19 protein-coding genes and 2 tRNA genes are annotated in these 23,084 nt (G+C 67.0%); 11 read left to right on the top strand and 10 right to left on the bottom strand.

Annotated features, from left to right (window positions below; all coding sequences use genetic code 11):
- Positions 1 to 8: 8 nt before the first annotated feature.
- Positions 9 to 656: a DsbA family oxidoreductase gene (locus LRP66_RS05935; RefSeq protein ID WP_230481591.1), complete on the bottom strand. Its 648-nt coding sequence runs from the start codon at positions 654 to 656 to the stop codon at positions 9 to 11.
- A gap of 80 nt (positions 657 to 736) precedes the next feature.
- Positions 737 to 958 (bottom strand): hypothetical protein, encoded by a 222-nt coding sequence (locus tag LRP66_RS05930; protein WP_230481590.1) that lies wholly within the window; start codon positions 956 to 958, stop codon positions 737 to 739.
- 186 nt (positions 959 to 1,144) lie between these two features.
- Between LRP66_RS05930 and LRP66_RS05925 the strand changes: the two genes are divergently transcribed.
- A complete protein-coding gene (locus tag LRP66_RS05925) occupies positions 1,145 to 1,894 on the top strand; it encodes an SDR family NAD(P)-dependent oxidoreductase (protein WP_230481589.1) in 750 nt (249 codons plus the stop codon).
- A gap of 4 nt (positions 1,895 to 1,898) precedes the next feature.
- On the opposite strand, the gene LRP66_RS05920 is transcribed toward LRP66_RS05925, so the two are convergent.
- From LRP66_RS05920 to LRP66_RS05910, 3 genes are all read right to left on the bottom strand, one after another.
- Positions 1,899 to 2,402, bottom strand: coding sequence for a GNAT family N-acetyltransferase (locus LRP66_RS05920; protein ID WP_230481588.1), 504 nt, complete (start codon positions 2,400 to 2,402; stop codon positions 1,899 to 1,901).
- 14 nt (positions 2,403 to 2,416) lie between these two features.
- Positions 2,417 to 2,635 carry a DUF5818 domain-containing protein gene (locus tag LRP66_RS05915; protein ID WP_230481587.1) on the bottom strand — a complete coding sequence of 73 codons (219 nt, stop codon included), beginning with the start codon at positions 2,633 to 2,635 and terminating at the stop codon, positions 2,417 to 2,419.
- A gap of 524 nt (positions 2,636 to 3,159) precedes the next feature.
- A tRNA-Gly gene (locus tag LRP66_RS05910) sits at positions 3,160 to 3,234 on the bottom strand.
- Between the two features lie 131 nt (positions 3,235 to 3,365).
- On the opposite strand from LRP66_RS05910, the gene LRP66_RS05905 reads away from it, so the two are divergent.
- The 4 genes from LRP66_RS05905 (at position 3,366) to clpS (ending at position 9,426) form a co-directional block, all read left to right on the top strand.
- A complete protein-coding gene (locus tag LRP66_RS05905; RefSeq protein WP_230481586.1) occupies positions 3,366 to 4,127 on the top strand; it encodes an ImuA family protein in 762 nt (253 codons plus the stop codon).
- Positions 4,018 to 5,571, top strand: a complete 1,554-nt coding sequence (locus LRP66_RS05900) for a Y-family DNA polymerase (protein ID WP_230481585.1) — start codon at positions 4,018 to 4,020, stop codon at positions 5,569 to 5,571. The genes LRP66_RS05905 and LRP66_RS05900 overlap by 110 nt, the downstream gene beginning before the upstream one ends.
- 41 nt (positions 5,572 to 5,612) lie before the next feature.
- Complete coding sequence (locus LRP66_RS05895) at positions 5,613 to 8,906, top strand: error-prone DNA polymerase (RefSeq protein ID WP_230481584.1); 3,294 nt, start codon at positions 5,613 to 5,615, stop codon at positions 8,904 to 8,906.
- A gap of 163 nt (positions 8,907 to 9,069) precedes the next feature.
- A complete protein-coding gene (gene clpS / locus LRP66_RS05890) occupies positions 9,070 to 9,426 on the top strand; it encodes an ATP-dependent Clp protease adapter ClpS (protein WP_230481658.1) in 357 nt (118 codons plus the stop codon).
- 61 nt (positions 9,427 to 9,487) lie between these two features.
- Here clpS and LRP66_RS05885 read toward each other — a convergent pair whose 3' ends face one another.
- A complete protein-coding gene (locus LRP66_RS05885) occupies positions 9,488 to 10,498 on the bottom strand; it encodes an NAD(P)/FAD-dependent oxidoreductase (RefSeq protein WP_230481583.1) in 1,011 nt (336 codons plus the stop codon).
- Between the two features lie 253 nt (positions 10,499 to 10,751).
- Between LRP66_RS05885 and katG the strand changes: the two genes are divergently transcribed.
- Positions 10,752 to 13,013 carry a catalase/peroxidase HPI gene (gene katG, locus LRP66_RS05880; protein WP_230481582.1) on the top strand — a complete coding sequence of 754 codons (2,262 nt, stop codon included), beginning with the start codon at positions 10,752 to 10,754 and terminating at the stop codon, positions 13,011 to 13,013.
- 66 nt (positions 13,014 to 13,079) lie between these two features.
- Here the strand turns inward: katG and LRP66_RS05875 are convergent, their stop codons facing one another.
- Positions 13,080 to 13,814: a Crp/Fnr family transcriptional regulator gene (locus tag LRP66_RS05875; RefSeq protein ID WP_230481581.1), complete on the bottom strand. Its 735-nt coding sequence runs from the start codon at positions 13,812 to 13,814 to the stop codon at positions 13,080 to 13,082.
- Positions 13,815 to 13,999: 185 nt separating this feature from the next.
- Between LRP66_RS05875 and murA the strand changes: the two genes are divergently transcribed.
- A complete protein-coding gene (murA, locus tag LRP66_RS05870) occupies positions 14,000 to 15,280 on the top strand; it encodes a UDP-N-acetylglucosamine 1-carboxyvinyltransferase (RefSeq protein WP_230481580.1) in 1,281 nt (426 codons plus the stop codon).
- A gap of 100 nt (positions 15,281 to 15,380) precedes the next feature.
- Here murA and LRP66_RS05865 read toward each other — a convergent pair whose 3' ends face one another.
- Both LRP66_RS05865 and LRP66_RS05860 read right to left on the bottom strand, forming a co-directional pair.
- A complete protein-coding gene (locus tag LRP66_RS05865) occupies positions 15,381 to 16,973 on the bottom strand; it encodes a cisplatin damage response ATP-dependent DNA ligase (RefSeq protein ID WP_230481579.1) in 1,593 nt (530 codons plus the stop codon).
- A gap of 7 nt (positions 16,974 to 16,980) precedes the next feature.
- A complete protein-coding gene (locus LRP66_RS05860; protein WP_230481578.1) occupies positions 16,981 to 17,166 on the bottom strand; it encodes a DUF1328 domain-containing protein in 186 nt (61 codons plus the stop codon).
- 286 nt (positions 17,167 to 17,452) lie between these two features.
- On the opposite strand from LRP66_RS05860, the gene LRP66_RS05855 reads away from it, so the two are divergent.
- Positions 17,453 to 17,653, top strand: a complete 201-nt coding sequence (locus tag LRP66_RS05855; protein WP_230481577.1) for a hypothetical protein — start codon at positions 17,453 to 17,455, stop codon at positions 17,651 to 17,653.
- Positions 17,654 to 18,091: 438 nt separating this feature from the next.
- Here LRP66_RS05855 and LRP66_RS05850 read toward each other — a convergent pair whose 3' ends face one another.
- Positions 18,092 to 19,846, bottom strand: a complete 1,755-nt coding sequence (locus LRP66_RS05850) for a M1 family metallopeptidase (RefSeq protein ID WP_230481576.1) — start codon at positions 19,844 to 19,846, stop codon at positions 18,092 to 18,094.
- Positions 19,847 to 19,983: 137 nt separating this feature from the next.
- Between LRP66_RS05850 and lon the strand changes: the two genes are divergently transcribed.
- The 3 genes from lon to LRP66_RS05835 all read left to right on the top strand — a co-directional run bounded on the left by lon (position 19,984) and on the right by LRP66_RS05835 (position 23,034).
- Positions 19,984 to 22,413 (top strand): endopeptidase La, encoded by a 2,430-nt coding sequence (gene lon, locus LRP66_RS05845; protein ID WP_230481575.1) that lies wholly within the window; start codon positions 19,984 to 19,986, stop codon positions 22,411 to 22,413.
- A gap of 210 nt (positions 22,414 to 22,623) precedes the next feature.
- A complete protein-coding gene (locus LRP66_RS05840) occupies positions 22,624 to 22,896 on the top strand; it encodes an HU family DNA-binding protein (protein ID WP_230481574.1) in 273 nt (90 codons plus the stop codon).
- 63 nt (positions 22,897 to 22,959) lie between these two features.
- A tRNA-Val gene (locus LRP66_RS05835) sits at positions 22,960 to 23,034 on the top strand.
- Positions 23,035 to 23,084: the final 50 nt, after the last annotated feature.

Genomic DNA, 23,084 nt, shown 5'->3' with positions numbered 1-23,084 from the left:
GGGAAAATTCAGGCTTCGGCCGCGATCTGGCGCAGCGCCTGTTCGAACGCTTCGGGCGGCTGACCGCCCGAAATGAGGTAGCGATTGTCGATGACGATCGCGGGCACCGACTGGATGCCCTTGCCCTGCCATTGCCGCTCCGCCTCGCGCACCTCGTTCGCATGGCGGTCGGACGCCAGGATCGCGCGCGCCTCCGCCTCGGGAAGGCCTGCGCGGACGACCGCGCCGATCAGGATGTCGGGGTTCGAGATATCCTCGCCCCGCGTGAAATAGCTGTCGAACAGCGCGTGCTTCAATTCGGCCTGTCGCCCTTCGATCCCCGCCCAGTGGAGCAGGCGATGCGCGTCGAAGCTGTTGTAGATGCGCGCATCATCGCCCATCGCCATGGTGAAGCCGACCGCCGCCGCCCGTTCGCGGATCGTCGCGCGGTTGGCGGCGGACTGTTCGGGGCTCGCGCCATATTTGCGGCCGATATGCTCGACGATATTCTCACCCTCGGGCGCCATGGCGGGGTTGAGCTCAAACGGCTGGAAATGCAGGTCCGCCTCCACCGCGTCGCCCATCCGCTCGAGCGCGATCTCCAGGCCGCGCAGGCCGATGATGCACCAGGGGCAGGAGACGTCGGAGACGAAGTCGATACGGATCGGGCGAGACATGCGAAGTCCTGGATGATGCGGCCGTGCCGCCAGCGTCCCGCCTATGTGGGAGAGGGGCCGTCGCCCCGCAACCATCCCCGCTACCAGCGGATACGCACCCAGTCTTCGCGATCCACGGGCGAGGACGGGCGGGGATAGACGGTACGGACGGCGGCCGGATCGCCCATGTCGGATGCGATCGCGCCTTCAAGTGCCGGGCCCAGCGCCGGCCGGAAGTCGCATCGCCCACCCTGCGCGCGCGGGAAGCGGCCGTCCGCCGATGGATCGATGATAAGCCGGTTCGTCTCCGTGCAGAGGGTCATCGCGTTTCTCCCACCATCGTCCTGGCCGGACGCGACGATCCGGACCATCCGGGGAAAACCCGGTCGCGACAGTCGGATAGCGTTGGAACGCATCATCATGGTGACGGCTTTTGCCGGGACATGCTTTGCCAGACGCGGGCGCGGCGGATAGCGTCCTTCGCGTCCATTCGAGAGGGATTTGCCAGAATGACCCGTACAGTCCTCGTCACCGGCGCGACCGCCGGAATCGGTGCCGCGACGGCGCGTGCCTTCGTCGCCAGCGGCTGGCGGGTGATCGGCACCGGCCGCCGCGCCGACCGGCTGGAGGCGCTGGCCGGGGAGCTGGGCGGGGCGTTCCACCCGCTCGTCTTCGACATCACCGATGAGGACGCGCTCGACGCCGCGCTGGCGGGACTGCCGTCGGATTTTGCCGCGATCGACCTGCTCATCAACAATGCCGGGCTGGCGCTCGGCACAAAGCCCGCGCAGGACAGCGACCTGGCGCAGTGGCGCACGATGATCGCGACCAATATCGACGGCCTCATCACCATCACCCACCGGCTGCTTCCCCGCCTGATCGAGCGGCGCGGGGGGATCATCAACCTGTCGTCGGTCGCGGCCAACTATCCCTATAGCGGCGGCAACGTCTATGGTGGGACCAAGGCGTTCGTGAAGCAATTCTCGCTGAACCTGCGCGCCGACCTGCATGGCAAGGGCGTGCGCGTGACCTCGATCGAACCGGGCATGGTCGAAACCGAATTCACCACCATCCGCACCGGCGGCGACCAGGCGGCCTCGGACGCGCTCTATGCCGGGTCCGACCCGATGACCGGCGAGGACATCGCCGCGACGCTGCTCTGGGTCGCCGAACTGCCGCCGCATCTCAACATCAACCGGCTGGAACTGATGCCGGTCAGCCAGTCCTTCGCGGGTTTCCAGGTCGCGCGCGAGGGATAGACGGTCAGAGCGGTCGGTGCATGACCAATGCATCGACCGCGCCGTGCGCCGGGTGCCGGAACGCCTCTGGCACCCGGCCCACCGTCGCAAAGCCCAGCGCCGTCCACAGATGGACCGCGGCGGCATTGCTGCTCACGACGAAATTGAACTGCATCGCGGTGAACCCGCGCGCCCGCGCCTCATCGAAGGAATGCAGCGCCATCGCCCGCGCGACCCCTTTGCCACGCGCGGCGGCGGCGGTCGCATAGCCCGCATTGGCGACATGGCTCCCGCCACCCGCCTGATTGGCGCGGAGGTAATAGGTGCCCAGGATCGCGCCCTCCCGTTCGAGGACGAAACTCGCCCGGTCGCTCCCCATCCAATAGGCGATGGCCGCCGCCTCGCCCATGTCCCGGTCGAGCGCATAGGTCTCGCCCGCGCGGATCACGGGCAGGATGATCGCGGCGATGGCGGCTGCGTCTTGCGGTCGGGCGGGGCGAATCGACATGGCCGGGGTATAAAAAGCCATCGCGTCGTGATCCATCAGCGTGTCGGATGATCGACCGGGGCGATGCGGTCGACGTCGAGCAGGTCGAAGCCCGATCGGGTTCCCTCTACCGTCACCCGCTGGTTGCAATGCCGCTTGGCGGCTGACCAAGGCGCGTCGAATTGCCAAACCCCGCCGCCGTCGATTTCGAGCACATGACCGAACCGGGTCCGTCGCAGCGTGCCAGTGAGAACATGCCGGGTGCCTCGTGGCATCGCCCATCTCCCCGGAAGTCCGATGCGGTACGCCCCCGCTATGGACTTCCCACCTGATCCCTTGGTGATCGGGGAGTTAGTACACCGAAGTGACTCGGCCCTGCGGCCTTTGGGCGAGAAGCCTTGGACATACGCCACAGGCTCCCCGACCATAGGGTCAGGAAGTGTGACGCTGTTACGGTCAGCATCCACCGGTCACATCGGGGGTACTAATCCCCGGAAGCCATGCGTGCTGGCTACGCCCATGACTATGGAGCCGCACTCCGGGCATGGCAACGCTCCTCGCACCATCCCGGCGAAGGTAAGACGGACCATGCAAAGCCTGGTGAAGGGGGTGTCACCTTCCACAAGGGCAGTCCGGCTCTTGCGGCCGGCACAGCCAGTGCCACCGTTGGACCTGCCGCATTCCTTTACAGGAGAAGAACGGCGCTCCGACGCGACGCGATAGCGCGCTTTCGGTATCGGCTATGGGGACCGGGATATTTGCCATCACCGATGGCTTGGTCGCAAGTCTTTAAGAAGACTGGAGCGGGCGAAGGGATTCGAACCCTCGACCCCAACCTTGGCAAGGTTGTGCTCTACCCCTGAGCTACGCCCGCTCTGGCGTTCCGAACCGGCGAACCGGCTGGGGTGAGGCGCGCTAATAGATGTGGGTTTTCGAACCGGCAAGCACTTTTTTCAGAATTTTTCCGACTGGCGGCCGGGAATATAGAACATTACAAGAACATACATGGAGGAGCCCTTCGCCCTGATCGACCGTTTGCGCCGCGCCGCCGCCCTGGCGAGGGATGTGGGCGGCGACGACGCGGCCATGGCGGGGCCGGGTATCCCCCGATTGGATCGGGCACAACTTCATGAAATTCATGCGCTTTCTTCTGAGGAGGCGGCCAGCGGAGCGGGGTTCGCGATGGGGTGCGTGCTGGCGGTGGCGGCGCGACCGCTGCTGTGGCTGCGGACCGAATCCGCCGAGCGTGAGGGTGGGCGACTCCATGGGCCGGGGCTGGTCGCGATGGGGCTGGACCCCGCCGATCTGGTCGTGGTGGTGGTCGCCGACGATGCCGCATTGCTGCGCGCGGCGGCGGATGGCGCGCGCTGTCCGGGGCTGGGGACGGTGATCGCGGAGGGTTGGGGGGCGATGCGGGGCTATGACCTCACCGCCTCGCGCCGGTTGATGCTCTCGGCCGAAGCCTCGGGCGTGGTGATGATCCTGCTGCGTGTCGGCGGACAGGCGGTGCCGAGTGCGGCCGCGACCCGCTGGGCGGTCGCGTCCGCCCCGTCGCGCGCGCTGGCCGCCGATGCGCCGGGCGCCCCCGCCTATGACCTGGAATTGCTGCGCCGACGGGGAGGGCCCGCGGGCGCCCGGTGGCGTGTGGAGTGGAACCGTGACACGCAAAGCTTCGATCCCGCGCCGCTACCTGGCGCTCGTCTTCCCCTGGTTGCCGATCGAGCGGTTGCGGGCTCGCCGCCCGCATCTGTTCGTGGGACGCGATGAGGCGCCGATCGTCTTTGCCGAATCGGTGGGCGGCGCGATGCGGCTCGCCGCGCTCGACAGGGGGGCGGTGGCGGCGGGGTTGTCGGTCGGGCTGAGCCTCGCCGATGCGCGGGCGCGGGTGCCGGAGATCGAGGTGTATCCGCACGACCCCGCCGCCGATGCCGACTGGCTGGAACGGCTGGCCGAGGGCGCGCGGCGCTACAGCCCGGCGGTGGCGCTCGATCCGCCACAGGGGCTGGTGCTCGACAGCGCGGGCGCGGATCACCTGTTCGGCGGCGAGCGCGGGCTGGCCGAGGATATCGAGATGCGGATGGCGCGGCGCGGGATCACCGTGCGGCTGGCCTATGGCGACACGCCCGAGGCGGCGCGCGCGCTGGCGCGGCATGCGGGCGCACCCGCCCCGGACGAGCTGGGCGCGATCCGCCGCCTGTCCGTGGCCGCGCTGGAACTGGACGAGGATGCGACGGCGGCGCTGGTCGCGGCGGGGTTGAAGTCGGTCGGCGATGTGCTGGCGCGGCCGATGGCGACGATCGCGTCGCGCTTCGGGCGCGAGGCGACGACCGCGCTCAGGCGGCTGACCGGCGAGGAGGACAGCCCGCTGACCCCGCGCGTGGTGGCCGCGCCGATCGCGGTCGAGCGCCGCTTCGCCGAGCCGGTGGCCAGGACCGAGCATATGCTGGCGGTGCTGGAGGAACTGGCGGGTGAGGCAGCGCGGGCGCTGGAGGAGCGGCACGAGGGCGGAAGGCGCTGGGAGGCGCGACTGTTCCGCGCGGATGGCGAGGTGCAGAGCCTGCGCGTCGAGACGGGGCAGCCGACCCGCGATCCCGCCTTGCTGTCGCGGCTGTTCCGCGAGCGGATCGACGCGCTGGCCGATCCGCTGGATCCCGGATTCGGATACGACCTGATCCGGCTGGACGTGGGGCTGGCCGAGAAGCTGGACGCGGTGCAGTTGCGGCTGGAGGGGGGCGAGGCCAAGTCGGAGGCGGTGGCGGCGCTGATCGACCGGCTAGGCACGCGGCTGGGGCGTGAGCGGGTGCGGCGCATCCATCCGCGTGATAGCCATATCCCCGAACAGGCCGAATTGCTGCTGCCCGCGACTCAGGATGCGCCCTGCGCCGAATGGATCCGGCCCGAACCGGGCGAGCCGCCGATGCGGCCGATCCATCTGTTCGACCCGCCCCAGCCGATCGAATCGCTCGCCGCCGAGACGCCCGACGGACCGCCGGCGCGGTTTCGCTGGCGGCGGAAGATGCATGACGTGGCGCGGGCGGAAGGGCCGGAGCGGATCGCGGGCGAATGGTGGCGCCGCGCCGACATGGCCCCGCCGACGCGCGACTATTACCGGGTCGAGGATGTGCGCGGGCGGCGCTTCTGGATCTTCCGCCACGGCCTCTACAGCGAAACCGAGCGGCCGCGCTGGTATGTCCACGGGCTGTTCGCATGAGGGGGGATTGCCAAGATCCTCCCCGTGCCGGGGAGGATTAAATGCCCGATTTCGCCGAACTGGTCGCGGCGACCCATTATTCCTTCCTCGACGGGGCGAGTTCGGCGGAGGCGATGGTCCAGCGGGCGATCCTGTTGAAGCTGGGCGGAATTGGCATCGCCGATCGCAACACGGTCTCGGGGGTGGTGCGGGCGCATCGGGCGCTGCGCGAAATCCGCCAGAAGCTCGGCCAATGGATGCCCCCGTTCGAACTGGTCGTCGGGGCGCGGCTCGTCTTCGCCGACGGCACGCCGGACATCGTCGCCTATCCCATCGACCGGACGGGCTGGGGGCGGCTGACCCGCTTGCTGACACTGGGCAACAAGCGGGCGCGCAAGGGTGGCTGCATCCTGGGGCTGGGCGACCTGACGCGCCATGCCGAGGATATGCTACTGATCGTGCTCCCCATGTCGAGCGCGCGGCCTTGCGAGCCGATGACCGATGCGATGCTGCCCCCGCAGCGCGCCGATCCGGGGCTGGGGGCGACGCTGGATCGGCTGGTAAAGGTGGCGCCGGGGCGGGTGTGGCTGGGCATGACGATGCCGCGATCGGGGACGGACCGGCGGCGGTTGATGGCGCAGGCCGCGCTGGCCGAGGCGCGGGGCGTGCCCTTGCTCGCCACCACCGATGCGCTGTTCGCCGCGCCCGCCGACCGTCCGGTACAGGATATACTGACCTGTATCCGCGAGGGGCTGACCGTCCGAACCGGCGGGCGGCGGCTGGCCGCCAATGCCGAGCGGCACCTGAAGCCCGCGCCCGAGGTGGCGCGGCTGTTCGCCGACCGGCCGGAGGCCGTGGCGGCGAGTGTGGAAATCCTCGACCGGATCATGTTCCGGCTGGATCACCTGTCCTATGATTATCCGCATGAGGCGGTGCCAGAGGGGTGGGCGGCGCAGGACTGGCTCGAGGAACTGGTGCGGCGGGGGGCCGCCGAGCGCTTTCCCGATGGCGTGCCTGACAAGCTACGGACCACGCTGGCCGAGGAACTGACCCTTATCCGCGACTGCGACTATGCCCATTATTTCCTGACCGTGCATGACGTGGTGCGGTTCGCGCGCAGTCGGCCGCAGCCCATTCTCTGTCAGGGGCGGGGATCGGCGGCCAATTCGGCGGTCTGCTGGATATTGGGCGTCACCTCGGTCGATCCGACCAAGCACGACCTGCTCTTCTCCCGCTTCGTGTCGACCGAGCGCAAGGAGCCGCCCGATATCGACATCGATTTCGAGCATGAGCGGCGCGAGGAGGTGATCCAGTATATCTATGACCGCTATGGCCGCCACCGCGCCGCCATCGCCGCGACTGTCATCCATTATCGTCCGCGCAGCACGGTGCGCGAAGTCGGCCGTGCGCTGGGCTTGAGCGAGGATGTGACGCAGCGGCTGACCAGCACCGTCTGGGGCAGCTTTGCCAAGCAGTTCGAGGAGAAGCGCTTCCACGAAACCGGCTTCTCCCCCGACAATCCCGAGATCGCGCGGCTGCGGATGCTGGTCGACCGGCTGCTCGGCGCGCCGCGTCATTTGTCGCAGCATGTCGGCGGCTTCGTACTGACGCAAGGCAGGCTCGACGAGACGGTGCCGATCCATAACGGCGCGATGGAGGGGCGCACCTTCATCGAATGGGACAAGGATGATATCGACGAACTGAAGATCATGAAGGTCGATATCCTGGCGCTCGGCATGCTGACTTGCATCCGCAAGGCGTTCGACCTGATGGAGGCCAACGGGCTGCCGCGCCCCGATCTGGACGGTCTGGCGCAGGAGGAGGACGACCGCGTCTATGCGATGCTGCAAAAGGGCGACAGCATCGGCGTCTTCCAGGTGGAAAGCCGCGCGCAGATCAACATGCTGCCCCGGCTGAAGCCCAGCGAATTCTACGATCTCGTCGTGCAGGTCGCGATCGTCCGGCCGGGACCGATCGAGGGCGACATGGTGCACCCCTATCTTCGCCGCCGGGCGGGGAAGGAGCGGGTCGTCTATCCCTCGCCCCACCCCGATCACGGTCCGGCGGACGAATTGCGGACCCTGCTCGGCAAGACCTATGGCGTGCCGCTGTTCCAGGAACAGGCGATGAAGCTGGCCATCACCGCGGCGAAATTCACGCCCGACGAGGCGAACCAGTTGCGCCGCGCCATGGCGACCTTCCGCAATGTCGGAACCATGGACGGCTTTCGCGACAAGATGGTCGGCGGCATGGTCGCGCGCGGTTACGAGGCGGACTTCGCCGAACGCTGTTTCAAGCAGATCGAGGGTTTCGGTTCCTATGGCTTCCCCGAAAGCCATGCGCTGTCCTTCGCGCGGCTGGTCTATGTCTCGGCCTGGCTGAAATGCCATCAGCCCGCGATCTTCACCTGCGCGCTGCTGAACGCGCAGCCGATGGGCTTCTATGCCCCCGCGCAACTGGTCCGCGACGCGCGCGAGAATGGCGGGGTCGAGGTGCGGCCGGTCGATGTGAATCACAGCGGCTGGGACAACCGGCTGGAACGACGCGGCGACGGGACGTTCGCGCTGCGGCTGGGCTTTCGCCAGATCGACGGGTTTCGAGAGCTGTGGGGAACGGCGATCGCCGCCAACGCCCCCTATGACCGGATCGAATCGGTGGCGATCCGCGGTGGGTTGCCGCGCCGCGCGCTCGACCTGCTGGCCCAGGGTGACGCCTATCGCACGCTGGGGCAGGGACGACGCGAGGGGCAGTGGGAGGCGCGGCGGATGAAATCGGCGCAGCTGCCGCTGTTCGCCGCGATGCAGGCCCCCGAAATGGCCGCCGAACCCGACGTCGTCCTGCCCCCCATGGCGCTGTCCGAAGAGGTGACGGCGGATTACCGGGCGACCCGCTTGTCGCTGAAGGGGCATCCCATGGCCTTTTTGCGCGGTGAACTGGCGGTCGAGGGTATCGTCCGTGCCGCCGACCTCCGGAATCTGCGCGACGGGCGGCGGGTGAAGGTGGCGGGGGTGGTGCTGGTGCGCCAGCGGCCGGGCAAGGGCAATGCGATCTTCGTCACGATCGAGGACGAGACGGGAGTCGTCAACGCGCTGCTCTGGGCACGGGATTTCGAGGCGAACCGGCGCGCGGTGATGGCGGCGCGGCTGATGCTGATCCATGGCGTGATCCAGCGCAGCGAGGAAGGGGTGGTGCATGTGATGACCGCCGGGGTCGAGGATCGCAGCGCGATGCTGGCCCGGCTGGAGGATATTCCCGCCGCCCCGACTCGCTCGCACGACCCGCGCGGTCCGGTCGCGCAGCGCGGGATACATCCGCGCGACGTCCGGCTGCTGCCCCGTTCGCGCGATTTCCATTAGGGCGGCCATTTCGAGAAGCTCCCTCTCTGCCGGACAGGGTGGAGACCGCGCTTTCGATTTATGCGTTGGTTTCGGGCGCCAAGGACTTGTGCCCACCCCCCGCCATGCCATATTTTACGTCATCATGGCCCTGAACAGCGACCTACTCACCCATCCTCTGGGAATGACCGGCAATGGGCCGGGACGCGGGCCCGGTCGGGGCCCCGATCACGGAGACGACGACGGCAACGGCCTGGGCGTCGCGACGCGGACCCGCACGCGCACCAAGCAGCCGACTCCCTACCGCGTCCTGATGCTCAACGACGATTACACCCCGATGGAATTCGTCGTGCTTTGCCTCCAGCGCTTCTTCCGCATGAGCATGGACGACGCCACCCGCGTGATGCTCCACGTCCATCAGCGCGGCGTCGGTGTGTGCGGCGTCTTCTCGTACGAAGTCGCCGAGACCAAGGTGGCGCAGGTCATCGACTTCGCACGCGCCAACCAGCACCCGCTGCAATGCACGCTGGAAAAGGCGTGACGGCCTGACGAAGGGGGGCGCAGGCTCCCTTGCCGTACGCCTCCTCCCCGTGGCGGGAGGATCAGCCTTCGCGCATCATCTCCGCCGCCTGTCGGCCCGACAGCCACGCGCTTTCAACTCTGGGGGCGAGCAGCCAGTCGCCACAGGCCGCCAGCCCGATCGCGGGCGCGTGATAGGCGCCGATCCCCGCCCTGGCCGACCGGGCATAGCGCCAGCGATGCGCGGCGGCGTGGACCGGCGTCGGCAGCGTGCCGACCCGCTCCTCCAGCGCGCGGAGCAGCAGCGCGGTGACCCCGGCGGCGTCGCTTTCCAGATGCCGGCGTGACCAGTCGGCGGTGGCGTGGATCGTCCAGGCCTCGCCGCCATGACGACCCGGCTTGGCGCCGTTGCGCGCGGCGAAGTCGATCGGTCCCGCCGCGTCGAGCCTGTCGGGGGCGGGCAGGCCCGTGTCGAATCCCAGCAGCACCGTCCAGCATGGCGCGGACGAACTGGCCATCGCCAGCGCCGCCAGCTCGGGGGCGTGCTGCCCGGCCAGCGCGAGCACCTGCTCCGCGGGAAGCGCCAGCACCACCGCATCGAACGGCCCCTCGCGCCCTCCGTCATGGTCGAGGTGCCAGCCATCGTCGTCGCGCGTCAGCGCGCGGATATGCGTCGACCAACGCGGTGCCAGCGGCTCGGCCATATGCGCCAGGATCGCGCTCATCCCCGGCACGCCGACCCAGCTATCCTCGCCCATGACGGGCCAGGGCGCGGTTACCCCGTCGCCCTCCCAGGCGCGGACCTGTTCGACGAAGCCGGGATCGCGCACGGTCATATATTGCGCGCCGTAATCGAAGGCGAAGTCCAGCCCCTCGGCCCGCACCGTCTTGCTCGACATGCGTCCGCCGGGGTGGCGGCCCTTGTCGAACAGCGCGACCCGCCAGCCCGCTTCCACCAGTTCCGCGGCACAGGCCAGGCCCGCCATCCCCGCGCCGACGATCGCCGCCGATCCCATCACGTCTCCCGTGCCCGAAAACCCGACAGGACGCGCCAGGCCATGTCGGTACGTCCGGCGATCCGAATCGATCCGCAAAGACTAAATTCTGATTTATGATGGCTTTTTCCGGCTGCATCGCGGTGCGCGAAGGATCGACCGGGACGGCGCGACGTTAACCGCGATGAGCAGCGACGGTGCCGATCCGGCACCGCAAGATGACGGATCCTTCATGACGGTGACGATGATGACGGGGTCTGGGCGCGGTCGTGACGATGTTCCCAAGCCCGCCAGTCTTATCTCGCTCTAGAATCAGCGTTTCTCACGATGACCCCGAATATGAGGTGGGCGTATGGAAGACTATAAGACGGTTCTCGAGGGCAAGTGCCCCTTCGGCGGCGACCGGATCGGCGGGGCGTTCACCGCGCCACCGACGCTGGCCGACTGGTATCCGAACCGGCTCCGCGTCGAGCAGCTCCACCGCCATGGTCCCCAGGCCAACCCGCTGGGCGAGGGGTTCGATTATCGCGCCGCCTTCGCCAAGATCGATTTCGAGGCGCTGAAGGCGGAGATCAAGAGCTTCCTGACCAGCTCGGTCGCGTGGTGGCCCTCCGACTATGGCAATTACGGGCCGCAGATGATCCGCATGTCGTGGCATTCGGCGGGCAGCTATCGGATTGCCGACGGTCGCGGCGGCGCGGGCGAGGCGATGCAGCGCTTCGCCCCGATCAGCAGCTGGTGGGACAATGGCAATGTCGACAAGTCGCGTCGCCTGCTCTGGCCGATCAAGCAGAAATATGGCGCGGCCTTGTCCTGGGCCGACCTGATCGTGCTGACCGGCAACTGCTCGCTCGAGATCATGGGGCTGCCCACCTATGGCTTTGGCGGCGGCCGCGAGGATGCGTGGGAGGCCGATGACGCCACCTATTGGGGCCCCGAGGTCTTCGACATGACCAAGGTCGGGTCGTTCGACGAGATGGTCAATCGCGACAAACGCTGGCGCGGCCAGAATGGCGATGCCGATTACGATCTGGAACAGCCGCTGGCGGCCTCGCACCAGTCGCTCATCTATGTGAATCCCGAAGGCCCGTATGCCAGCGGCGATCCGATGGCGTCGGCGCGCGACATCCGCATCACCTTCACCCGGATGGCGATGAACGACGAGGAGACGGTGGCGCTGATCGCGGGCGGCCATGCGTTCGGCAAGAGCCATGGCATGGTCAAGGCCGACCGGATCGGCGCACCGCCCGAAATCGCGCCGATCGAGGAGATGGGCCTGGGCTGGCACAATCCGGAGGGCACCGGCAATGCCGAGTTCACCATGACCAACGGGATCGAGGGAAGCTGGACCCAGGATCCGACACACTGGGACAACAGCTATCTGCAGAATCTGTTGGGCCTGGAGTGGCAGCAGACGCGCAGCCCGGCGGGCGCGCTGCAATGGACCCCGGTCGATGCCGATGCGCCGCGCACGCCCGATGCGCATATCGCGGGCAAGACCCATGCGCTGATGATGATGACCAGCGACATCGCGTTGAAGGTCGATCCGGCCTATCGCCCGATCTGCGAGCGCTTCCTCAACGATTTCGACTATTTCACCGAGCAATTCTCCAAGGCGTGGTACAAGCTGACCCACCGCGACATGGGGCCGCGCGAACGCTATGTCGGGCCCGAGGTGACCATCGAGCCCGACCTGCTGTGGCAGGATCCGATCCCGGTTCGCGATCACCCGCTGATCGACACCGCCGACATGACCCGGTTGAAGCAGCGCATCCTGGATAGCGGGCTGTCGGTCTCCGACCTGGTCTTCACCGCCTTTTCGGCGGCCGTCACCTATCGTGACAGTGACAAGCGCGGTGGCGCGAACGGCGCGCGGCTGGCGCTGGCGCCGCAGAAGGACTGGGCGGTCAATCGCCGCACCGTTCCCGTCGTCGCGACATTGCGCGAGTTGATGGCGTCGTTCAATGAGGCGGCGATGGACGGCAAGCGCGTGTCGCTGGCCGACATGATCGTGCTGGGCGGCTGCGCGGCGGTCGAGAAGGCGGCGGCGGATGCGGGCACGGCACAGGCGGTGCCCTTCACGGCCGGGCGGCGCGACACCACCGACGAACTGACCGACGCCGACAGCTTCGAATGGCTGAAGCCGGTGGTCGACGGGTTCCGCAACTATGTCGATCCCGACTTCGCCGAGATGACGCAAGGCCGGGTGCCCGCCGAACAGCTCTTCCTCGACAAGGCGGCGCTGCTGAAGCTCAGCGCACCCGAATGGGTGGTGCTGACCGGCGGCCTGCGCGCGCTGGGCACCAATTGGGACGGATCGCCCGACGGGGTGTTCACCGACCGGGTCGGGGTGCTGACCAACGACTTCTTCCGCGTGCTGACCGACATGGATCATGTCTGGACCAAGCAGGACGACGCGGGGATGCGCTTCACCATCGACGATCGCGGGACCGGCGAGACGCGCTTCACCGCGACGCGCAACGATCTGATCTTCGGCGCCAATTCGCAACTGCGCAACATCGCCGAATTCTACGCCGCCGAGGATGGCCAGGGTCGCATGGTCCGCGACTTCGTGCGGGTGTGGAACAAGGTCATGACCGCCGACCTGTTCTGACCGACGCTTCCCCCTCCCCCTGCCAGGGGGAGGGGGAGGAAAAGACGATGCGTCATGCCGTCCCGCCTAGCGCGCGGGCGGCAGCCAGCTGAGATCGAGGTCCTCGAACCGGTCGATATAGCCCGCCTCGCGCGCCAGGCGCGCCTCGTCGACCAGGAAGACGCGGCCGCCCTCGCGCTTGATCAGCCCTTCGTCCTCCAGCACGCGGAGCATCCGGTTCACATGCACCGCGGTCAGCCCGATCGCGTCGCCCATCTCCTCCTGCGTCAGTCCGGGCACGAACGACGCGCCGATGGTCAGTCCCGCCTGGCGCATCTGCCCACGCAACGACAGCAGCAGCGTCGCGACCCGCGCGCGGGCCGAGGTGCGACCCAGTCCGGCGAGCCGATCGGTGGTGATGACCCGCTCGATCTGGTTGAGCACGAGGATCAGGCTGAACAGGCGGGGATGCTCGACCGCGAGCCGGGTGATGTGCGACCGGTCGAACGCGCAGACCACCGCGTTCGAGATCGCGACCACCGTGTCGGGCGACCGGCCATAGACCAATGTCGACATCGCGAAGAGATCGCCCGGAAAGAGGAAGCGGACGATCTGGCGGCTGCCGTCGTCGAGCAGGACGTAGCACATCAACATGCCCTGCAGCACGACGTAGAGGTCGTCGCTGCGCGCCTGTTCGTCCATCAAGACCAGGCCGCGCCGGATCGGCCTTGGCCGTTCCTCCAGCCGCGCCAGCGCATCACGCTCGGCCGGGGTCAGATCGACCCATCGGTCCAGGCGATCAGCAAGTCCGAAATTTGACACTGACACCTCATCCCCCGAACGGATCAATGCCTTAGCCACGGAGGGCAGGAAGCTGCATTAATATCGATCAACCGGCCCTATTCTTGCGTGGCGGTCCGTCCGGGCATTTCATCGGACGATTCGTCGGCGACGGGTTACGCCTGACCCTTGGCGGTGGCGCGCGGGTCCGCTAGGGAGCGGGGTCTATGGACCGTATCCTCATTCGCGGCGGCAACCGGCTGTCGGGCCGCCTGAAGATCTCCGGCGCAAAGAACGCCGCCCTCACCCTGATGCCCTGCGCGATCCTGACCGACGAGCCGGTGACGTTGCGCAACCTGCCGCGTCTCGCCGATGTCGACGGGTTCGGCCATCTGCTCAACCAGATCGGCGCCTCGACCCGTGTCGAGGGCACGCGGCCCGAGGATTTCGGGCGGGTCATGACGATCCGCGCCGGGCAGCTCTTCTCGACCGAGGCGCCCTACGACATCGTTCGCAAGATGCGCGCGTCGATCCTGGTGCTCGGCCCGATCTTGGCGCGCGCGGGGGAGGCGCGGGTGTCGCTGCCCGGCGGCTGCGCGATCGGCAACCGCCCGATCGACCTGCACCTCAAGGCGCTGGAGGCGATCGGCGCCGAGATCGAGCTGACCGCCGGCTATGTGAAGGCCAGCGCACCGGGCGGACGTCTGTCGGGCGGACGCTATACCTTCCCCGTCGTGTCGGTCGGCGCGACCGAGAATGCGCTGATGGCCGCGGCCACCGCGCGCGGCACCTCGGTGCTGGGCAATGCGGCGCGTGAGCCCGAGATCGTCGATCTGTGCCGGTTGCTGATCGCGATGGGCGCGCGGATCGACGGCGTCGGGACCGAGACGCTGACCATCGAAGGGGTCGAGCGGCTGCACGGCGCGACCTATTCGGTGATGCCCGACCGGATCGAGGCGGGCAGCTATGCCTGTGCCGCCGCGATCACCGGCGGCGACCTGGAACTGGTCGGCGCCTGTGCCGACGATATGCGCGCGACGCTCGCCGCCCTGGTCGAGGCCGGGGTGACCGTCGAGGAGACGCGCGACTCGATCCGCGTCACGGCGCATGGCCCGCTCCAGCCGCTGACCCTGTCGACCGCACCCTATCCGGGCTTCGCCACGGATATGCAGGCGCAGTTCATGGCGATGCTGTGCAAGGCGGAGGGCACCAGCACCCTGACCGAGACGATCTTCGAGAACCGCTACATGCACGTGCCCGAACTGGCGCGGATGGGTGCGGACATCCAGGTGCATGGCCGCACCGCGATGGTGAAGGGCGTCGGCAAGCTGACCGGCGCGCCGGTGATGGCGACCGACCTGCGCGCCTCGATGAGCCTGATCCTGGCGGGCCTCGCCGCCGAGGGCGAAACCTCGGTCAGCCGCGTCTACCATCTCGATCGCGGCTATGAGCGGCTGGAAGAAAAGCTGTCCGCGGTCGGCGCCGACATCGAACGCGTCGGCGACTGACCCCTGTTCCTCCCCAAGCCATGCTTGGGGAGGGGGACCACCGCGAAGCGATGGTGGAGGGGCACGGCGCTGGCCGTGGTGGCCCCGCCGAACGCCGGAATCACGTAACCAGCCTCTTCAACGTCGCCACCCGGTCCGCCTCCTCGGCGGGCTTGTCGGTGCGGATGCGGGCGATCCGGGGGAAGCGCATCGCGACCCCCGATTTGTGTCGCTTCGAATCGTGGATCGAATCGAACGCGATCTCCAGCACCAGCGTCTTTTCCACCTCGCGCACCGGGCCGAAACGCTGGACGGTATGCGCGCGGACGAAGCGGTCGAGCGCGCGCAATTCCTCGTCGGTGATCCCCGAATAGGCCTTGCCGACAGGGAGCAGCTCCCCCTCCTCGGTCCAGCACCCGAAGGTATAGTCGCTATAATAGCTCGACCGGCGGCCATTGCCGCGCTGTGCATACATCATCACGCAATCGGCGGTCAGCGGATCGCGTTTCCACTTGTACCACAGGCCGACGCGACGCCCGCCACTATAGGGGGAGTCGCGCCGCTTGAGCATCACCCCCTCGATCGCCGCATCGCGCGCGGTCTCGCGCAGGCCCTCCAGCGCGGTGAAGTCCGCCGCCTCGATCACCGCGCTGACGTCGAAGCGTTCGGGATCGAGCCTGGCCGCGAACGCCTCCAGCCGCTGTCGCCGCTCTGTCCAGGGAAGGGGGCGCAGGTCCTCCGTCCCGTCGACCAATATGTCGTAAAGCCGGACGAAGGCGGGATAGTCGGCCAGCATCTTCGCCGACACCGTCTTGCGCCCCAGTCGCTGCTGCAACGCGTTGAAGCTCGCCGCGCCGCCGCCATCCTCCAGCGTGCCGCCCTGATGCTCACCCTTGACCAGCAATTCGCCGTCCACCGCTCCGGTCGCGGCGAACGCGCTCGCGACATCGGGGAAGGCGTGCGTGACGTCGTCGCCCGTCCGGCTGTAGAGCCGGGTCTGGCCCGAGACATGGACGATCTGCACCCGGATGCCGTCCCACTTCCACTCGGCGGCATAGTCCGCGAGGTCGACACGCAGATCCTCGAGCGGGTGGGCGAGCATGAAGGGGCGGAAGACCGGCACGTCGGCGGGCGTCGGCTGTGCGCCCTTGCCCTCGCCCCAGGCGAACAGCTCGGCATAGGGCGGCGACAGCCCGTGCCAGACCTCCTCGACCGCATCGACGTCCAGCCCGAAATATTGCGCGAAGGCGGTCTTGGCGAGCCGCGCCGACAGCCCGATGCGCAGGCCGCCGGTCGCCATCTTCAGCAGCGCGAACCGTTCCTCGGCGGTCATCCGGTCGAGCATGTCGGCCAATACGGCGGGCGCGTCGGACCGCGACAGATGGCGCAACCGCTCGACCACCGCGTTGACCGACAGCGGCTCCGGGTCGAGCGGTCGGTCGGGCGCGGGCCACAACAACGCGACCGTCTCCGCCGTATCGCCGACATAGTCGCGGCTCATCCGGAACAGGACGGGATCGATCCGCTGCTCGATCAGCGCGCGGATCAGCGCGGGCTTGACGCCCGGCAGATCGAGATCGCCGGTCAGCGCCGCCATCGCCCAACCCCGGTCGGGATCGGGCGTGGCGGCGAGATAATCCGCGACCAGTTTCAGCTTGGCGTTGCGCGACCGCGTATAGATCAGCGCGTCGAGCAAGGCCGCGAAGTCGCGCATCGCCCGATCAGTCGATCGCGTTCTTCACCGACTTGCCCGCGACCAGCCCGAGCACCAGAAAGATCACGAACAGCGCGATCGCGATGAAGAACAGGATCTTGGCGATCCCGACGAACGCCCCGCCGACGCCCCCGAACCCGAGCGCGCCCAGGACCAGTCCGACGACGAGAAACGTGATAGCGAGCTTGAGCATGGGGCAATCCTCCTGACCTGATAGACGCTCAACCGGCCAGTCGGGTTGGTGTTCCGGTTACGGATATGGGGGAGGGGGGAGGATGGGTTCACTCACGAGCGGACATTCCGCTTTCGCCTAGTGGCGGACGCTCAGCAGTCGTGCCACGACAGTTGCATAATAGCCTGGGTACTGATCGCTGGCCTCGCGGTGGCACAAGACCGACCGGCAGTACCGCCGGCCGCTCCGCTGGTATCGCGTATTTGTCTCAACGGAGCGGGGCCATTGCGGGTATGCCGTGACTGATATGAGCAATATCTCGGCCAAGCATCTTCGCGAGCAGATCAGCGAAGCTTACGGTCGTCACAACGGCTTTGTCGTTCTCACCAACATCCAGACCTCGCAACGATGCTCATATGAGGCGGAAATGCCAATCAATCGGCTCGGTTTTGCTTCGGTGATCGTCAAGCTAGCGCAGGGCGGGGACTCCTCGCCCGGCATTCCATAAAATGCGATAGCGCCCGTTTTCAGACGTTCGACATAGCGCTCCATGTGGTGATGAACTAGGGCCGATCGACATTCAACTATGCCTGTCCTTCCCTCGCCCCTCGTAGAGGGGAGAGGGTTGCGCAGACTTGGTCTTTGCGTAGCAAAGGCTTAGTCGGAGCTGGGTGAGGGGTGAAGCGCTCGAAGAGCGCGCGAGCCAAAGGCTCGCTCAACCCCTCACCCAAGCTGCGCTAGCCAGCACGCTGGCAAGCTTCGCTAACCCTCTCCCCTGTCCAGGGGAGAGGGGAGAATAAGCTGAATGTCGATCGGCCCTGGCCAGAACGCCCGTTCGGCCTGAGCGAAGTCGAGGGCCACGGGGTGAACGCCGCCAGGACCATGGGTTCGGGGCGTGCACTTCGACTTCGCGCGGTGCGAACGGATGTGCCGAACGGGATGGCCGTTAGCTGGCCTTTTTCTTCGCCGCCTGCTCCGCCTTCCACGACCGGAACTGCTCGATCGCGACCGAGCGTTTGAGGATCTTTGCCCAGGGATCGACCACGACATGCGCTCCGGTCGGGACCCTCAGCGTGCCGGTGCCCCCCGTCATCGGCAGCGTCTCGACCGTGTCGCCGACCTGAACCTCGACCGGTAGCGGGAAAGGCCCGCCGCCCGGCACCTTCCATGTCAGCGTCAGCTGGTCGCCACTGCGCGTCTCGACGATCTCGGGCAGTGCCGCCTGTCGCAGATAGACGTCGAAGAACCAGCCATAGTCCTTGCCCGTCACCTGCCGGACAAAGCCTTCATATTCCTTGGTCGAGCCATAGCGCGGCGTGAAATTGCCCGGCTTGGGATCGGTGCGGCCATAGACGGCCAGCCGCGTCACGTCCCAGAATGCCTTGTCGCCGATCAGGTTGTGGAGCGTGTGCAGCATCCACGACCCCTTCATATAGATGTCGAGACCGGGGCCGCCCTTGGCCTCTTCATAGACATCCTGCTCGGTCATGCTGCGGTCGTGGACGATGGGAGCCTTGTTGGCGATCTGCCCGCGCTGCGCATCCATCATCACCGCATAGCGCGCCTCGCCCTCGCGCCAGCGGCCGTAGCTGGGCTGCATATAGCTGCCATAGCCCTCGTGCAGCCAGAAATCGTCCCAGTCGACATTGGTCAGCTGGTTGCCGAACCATTCATGGCTGAACTCGTGCTGGAACAGCCAGTCGAACCCCTCGGGCGCCTTGGCATATTCATTGCCATAGGCGTTGATCGTCTGGTGCTCCATGCCCTTGTGCGGAGTCTCCACCACACCCAGCTTCTCGTCGCCGAACGGGAAGGGACCGACCGTCGATTCGAAGAAGTCCAGCGTCGGCGCGAATTCGGCGAACAGCCCTTCCGCCTTCGCCTTCTCGCCGGGGAGATACCAGTAGAACATCGGGATCGTATTGCCGAAGCGGCTCTTATACTTGCCCTCGACCACCTCATAAGGCCCGACGTTCAGCGCGATGGCATAGGTGTTGGGATGCTTGGCCCGCCAGTTCCAGCGGGTGCGACCGTCAGCCAGCGTATCGACGCCCAGCAGCACGCCATTGGACGGCGCCTTCAACCCCTTGGGCACCGTGATGTGCAGCGTCACCATGCCCGGCTCGCCCATCGGATAGTCGAGACAGGGCCAGAACAGGTCGCAGCCATAGCCCTGTGCGGTCGTCGCGAACCAGGGGCGGCCATCGGGCGTCTTCGCCCAGACGACGCCGGTGTCCCATGGCGCGCGCACCGCGACATGCGGCGTGCCGCCATAGCTGATCTTCGCCCGCACCTTCTGTCCGGCGCGAAGCGGGCGGGGGAGGGTGATGACCAACTGGCCCTCGGGATTGCTCCATCGTCCGGGCTTCAGCGGTTTGCCGTCGATGGCGATCGCCTTGACCGGCAGGTTCTTGTCCAGATCGATGACCAGTCGCGCCAGCGGCGCCCTGGCGGTGAAGTCGAGGATCGCGACGCCGTTCAGCTCCTCCGTGTCGGGCAGAACCTCGAACGACAGGTCGGCGCTGTCGAACCGCATCGCCAATTGCTCAGGGGGGCGAACGCCGCCCGAGATCATGGTCTGCGCGGTGAGCGGCGGCTCCCCCTTGGCGGGCAGCGGCTTCGCCGTCTGTGCGGCGACCGGCAGCGCGCAGAGGAAGGAAGAGGCGATCAGCGCGGCGGCGACATTCCGTATACGATCCATCCCCATGGTGTCGCCCAAGCGAGACGGCTTGGCAAGCGGGCGCGGAACGCCATTGGTCGCAGTGATGATTGATGGATCGGCAACCCTCCCCATATATAGTGTCGAATGGGCCCCGCTCAGGGCCGACCGGAGTTTGCATGAACCAGTCCTATCCCGTCCTTCCGCTGCGTGACATCGTCGTCTTCCCGCACATGATCGTGCCCCTGTTCGTCGGTCGCGACAAATCGGTCGCGGCACTGGAAGCGGCGATGGCGGCGGACAAGGAGATTTTCCTGGTCGCCCAGCTGGATCCGGCCGAGGACGACCCCTCGCGCGAGGATTTGTATGAAATCGGCGTGACCGCCACCGTCCTGCAATTGCTCAAGCTGCCCGACGGGACGGTGCGCGTTCTGGTCGAGGGCAAGACCCGTGGCCGCCTGGCCGAGCTCGACGAATCGGGCGCGTTCCTGACCGCGACGATCGACGATACGCTCGTGCCCGAGGACGACGCGGCGCTCGAAGAGCAGGACCATGACGTCAAGGCGCAGATCGCCGCGCTGATGCGCTCGGTGGTCGACCAGTTCGAGAATTACGCGAAGCTCAATCGCAAGCTGCCCGCCGAGACCGCGGTCCAGCTTGGCGAGATCGAGGATGCCTCGCAACTCGCCGATGCGGTCGCCGCCAACATCTCGGTCAAGGTCGCCGACAAGCAGGCGCTGCTGGTCGAAACCGATCCCGCCAAGCGGCTGGAGATGGCCTATGCCCTGATGGAGGGCGAACTCGGCGTCCTGCAGGTCGAGAAGAAGATCAAGAGCCGCGTCAAGCGCCAGATGGAGAAGACGCAGCGCGAATATTATCTCAACGAACAGCTCAAGGCGATCCAGCGCGAGCTGGGCAACGAGGGCGAGGACGGCGACGGCGACGAGATCGCCGAGCTGACCCAGAAGATCGCGACGCTCAAGCTGTCCAAGGAAGCACGGACCAAGGCGACCGCCGAGCTGAAGAAGCTGAAGACCATGGCGCCGATGAGCGCCGAGGCGACGGTCGTGCGCAATTACCTGGACGTGTTGCTGGGCCTGCCCTGGGGCAAGAAGTCCAAGGTCAAAAAGGACATCGCCGCCGCCCAGGCGATCCTCGACCAGGATCACTACGCGTTGGAAAAGGTGAAGGACCGGATCGTCGAATATCTGGGCGTGCAGGCGCGCACCAATAAGCTGAAGGGGCCGATCCTGTGCCTCGTCGGCCCGCCGGGCGTCGGCAAGACCTCGCTGGGCCAGTCGATCGCCAAGGCGTGCGGGCGCGAATTCATCCGCCAGTCGCTGGGCGGCGTGCGCGACGAGGCCGAGATTCGCGGTCACCGCCGCACCTATATCGGCTCGCTGCCGGGCAAGATCGTCACCAACCTGAAAAAGGCGGGCACGTCCAACCCGCTGTTCCTGCTCGATGAGATCGACAAGCTGGGTCAGGATTTCCGCGGCGACCCCGCCTCGGCGCTGCTGGAAGTGCTCGACCCCGAGCAGAATGCCAAGTTCAACGATCACTATCTGGAGATCGACATCGATCTGTCGGACGTGATGTTCGTGTGCACCGCGAACACGCTGAACCTGCCGCAGCCTTTGCTCGACCGCATGGAGATCATCCGGCTGGAGGGCTATACCGAGGACGAGAAGGTCGAGATCGCCGAGCGCCATCTGGTCGCCAAGCAGGTCGAGACCCATGGCCTGAAGGACGGCGAGTTCACCCTGACCCAGGAGGGTTTGCGCGCGCTGATCCAGCGTTACACCCGCGAGGCGGGCGTTCGCACGCTGGAGCGCGAGATCGCGCGTCTGGCGCGCAAGGCGCTGCGCCAGATCCTGGAGGGCAAGGCGACGTCGGTGACGATCACGCCCGAAAACCTGCACGAGTTCGCGGGCGTCCAGAAGTATCGCCACGGCCTGTCCGAACAGGAGGACCAGATCGGCGCGGTCACCGGCCTCGCCTGGACCGAGGTGGGCGGCGAGCTGCTGACCATCGAATCGGTGACGGTGCCGGGCAAGGGCCAGGTGAAGACCACCGGCAAGCTGGGCGATGTGATGAAGGAATCGGTCCAGGCCGCCTTCAGCTTCGTCCAGGCGCGCAGCCCAAGCTTCGGGATCAAGCCATCGCTGTTCCATCGCAAGGACATCCATATCCACCTGCCCGAGGGCGCGGTGCCCAAGGATGGTCCCTCGGCGGGCATCGGCCTGGTCACGTCGATCGTCTCGACGCTCACTGGCATTCCGGTACGCAAGGATATCGCGATGACCGGCGAGGTGACGCTTCGGGGTCGCGTGCTGCCGATCGGCGGGTTGAAGGAAAAGCTGCTGGCGGCGCTGCGCGGCGGGATCACCACCGTGCTCATCCCGCACGAGAATGAAAAGGATCTGGCGGATATTCCGGCGAACATCCGCGAGGGTCTGAAGATCATCGCGGTCGCGCATGTCGACGAGGTGCTTCGGCTGGCGCTGACCGGGCCGCTGGAGGCGATCGACTGGACCGATGCGGATGAACTGGCGGCACTGCCGCCCGCCGCGATCCCGGCGGTGGCGGGGGCCGAACGCCCGCATTGATCGTCGCTGGGGCGGGGCCATTCGTCGAAAGGCGGGTGGCCCTGTCGGCGATTGTCACGGCATTGTCGCGGTTCGGCGATTAGAGGGTCTTTCGTGCCGGTCGCGACAACAGTTTGACAGCGGCGGCAACAACGGCATTATCGATCCTTTAGGGTTTGAGCGGCCACTGAGTCCGTCTGACGAATCTTTGACATCATAGGGGGTTATGGAATGAACAAGCAGGAGCTGATCGCTACCGTCGCGGATTCTTCGGGCCTCGTGCGTGGTGATGCGATCAAGGCGGTCGATGCCGTATTCGAATCGATCACCGCCGCGCTCAAGAAGGGCGACGAGGTTCGCCTGGTTGGCTTCGGCACCTTCTCGGTGTCCAAGCGCAAGGCCTCGACCGGCCGCAACCCCCGGACCGGCGAGCCGATGACGATCAAGGCGTCGTCGCAGCCCAAGTTCAAGCCGGGCAAGCTCCTCAAGGACTCGGTCAACTAAGACCCCGATTTTTGGGCTGGACAGGCGGCGACACGCCGCCTAAAGGCCCGTCCTCCGGTTACCGGGCGCGTAGCTCAGCGGTAGAGCACACCCTTCACACGGGTGGGGTCACAGGTTCAATCCCTGTCGCGCCCACCATCCTTCCCTTGCCGATCCGCGAGGATGGGAGGATGGTTAAAGGCCGGTTC

This window comes from Sphingomonas sp. Leaf21, assembly GCF_916858675.1.
Lineage (GTDB): Bacteria > Pseudomonadota > Alphaproteobacteria > Sphingomonadales > Sphingomonadaceae > Sphingomonas.
The sequence above is the reverse complement of the archived record's forward strand: the minus strand, read 5'-3'. Positions and strand labels throughout refer to the sequence as shown.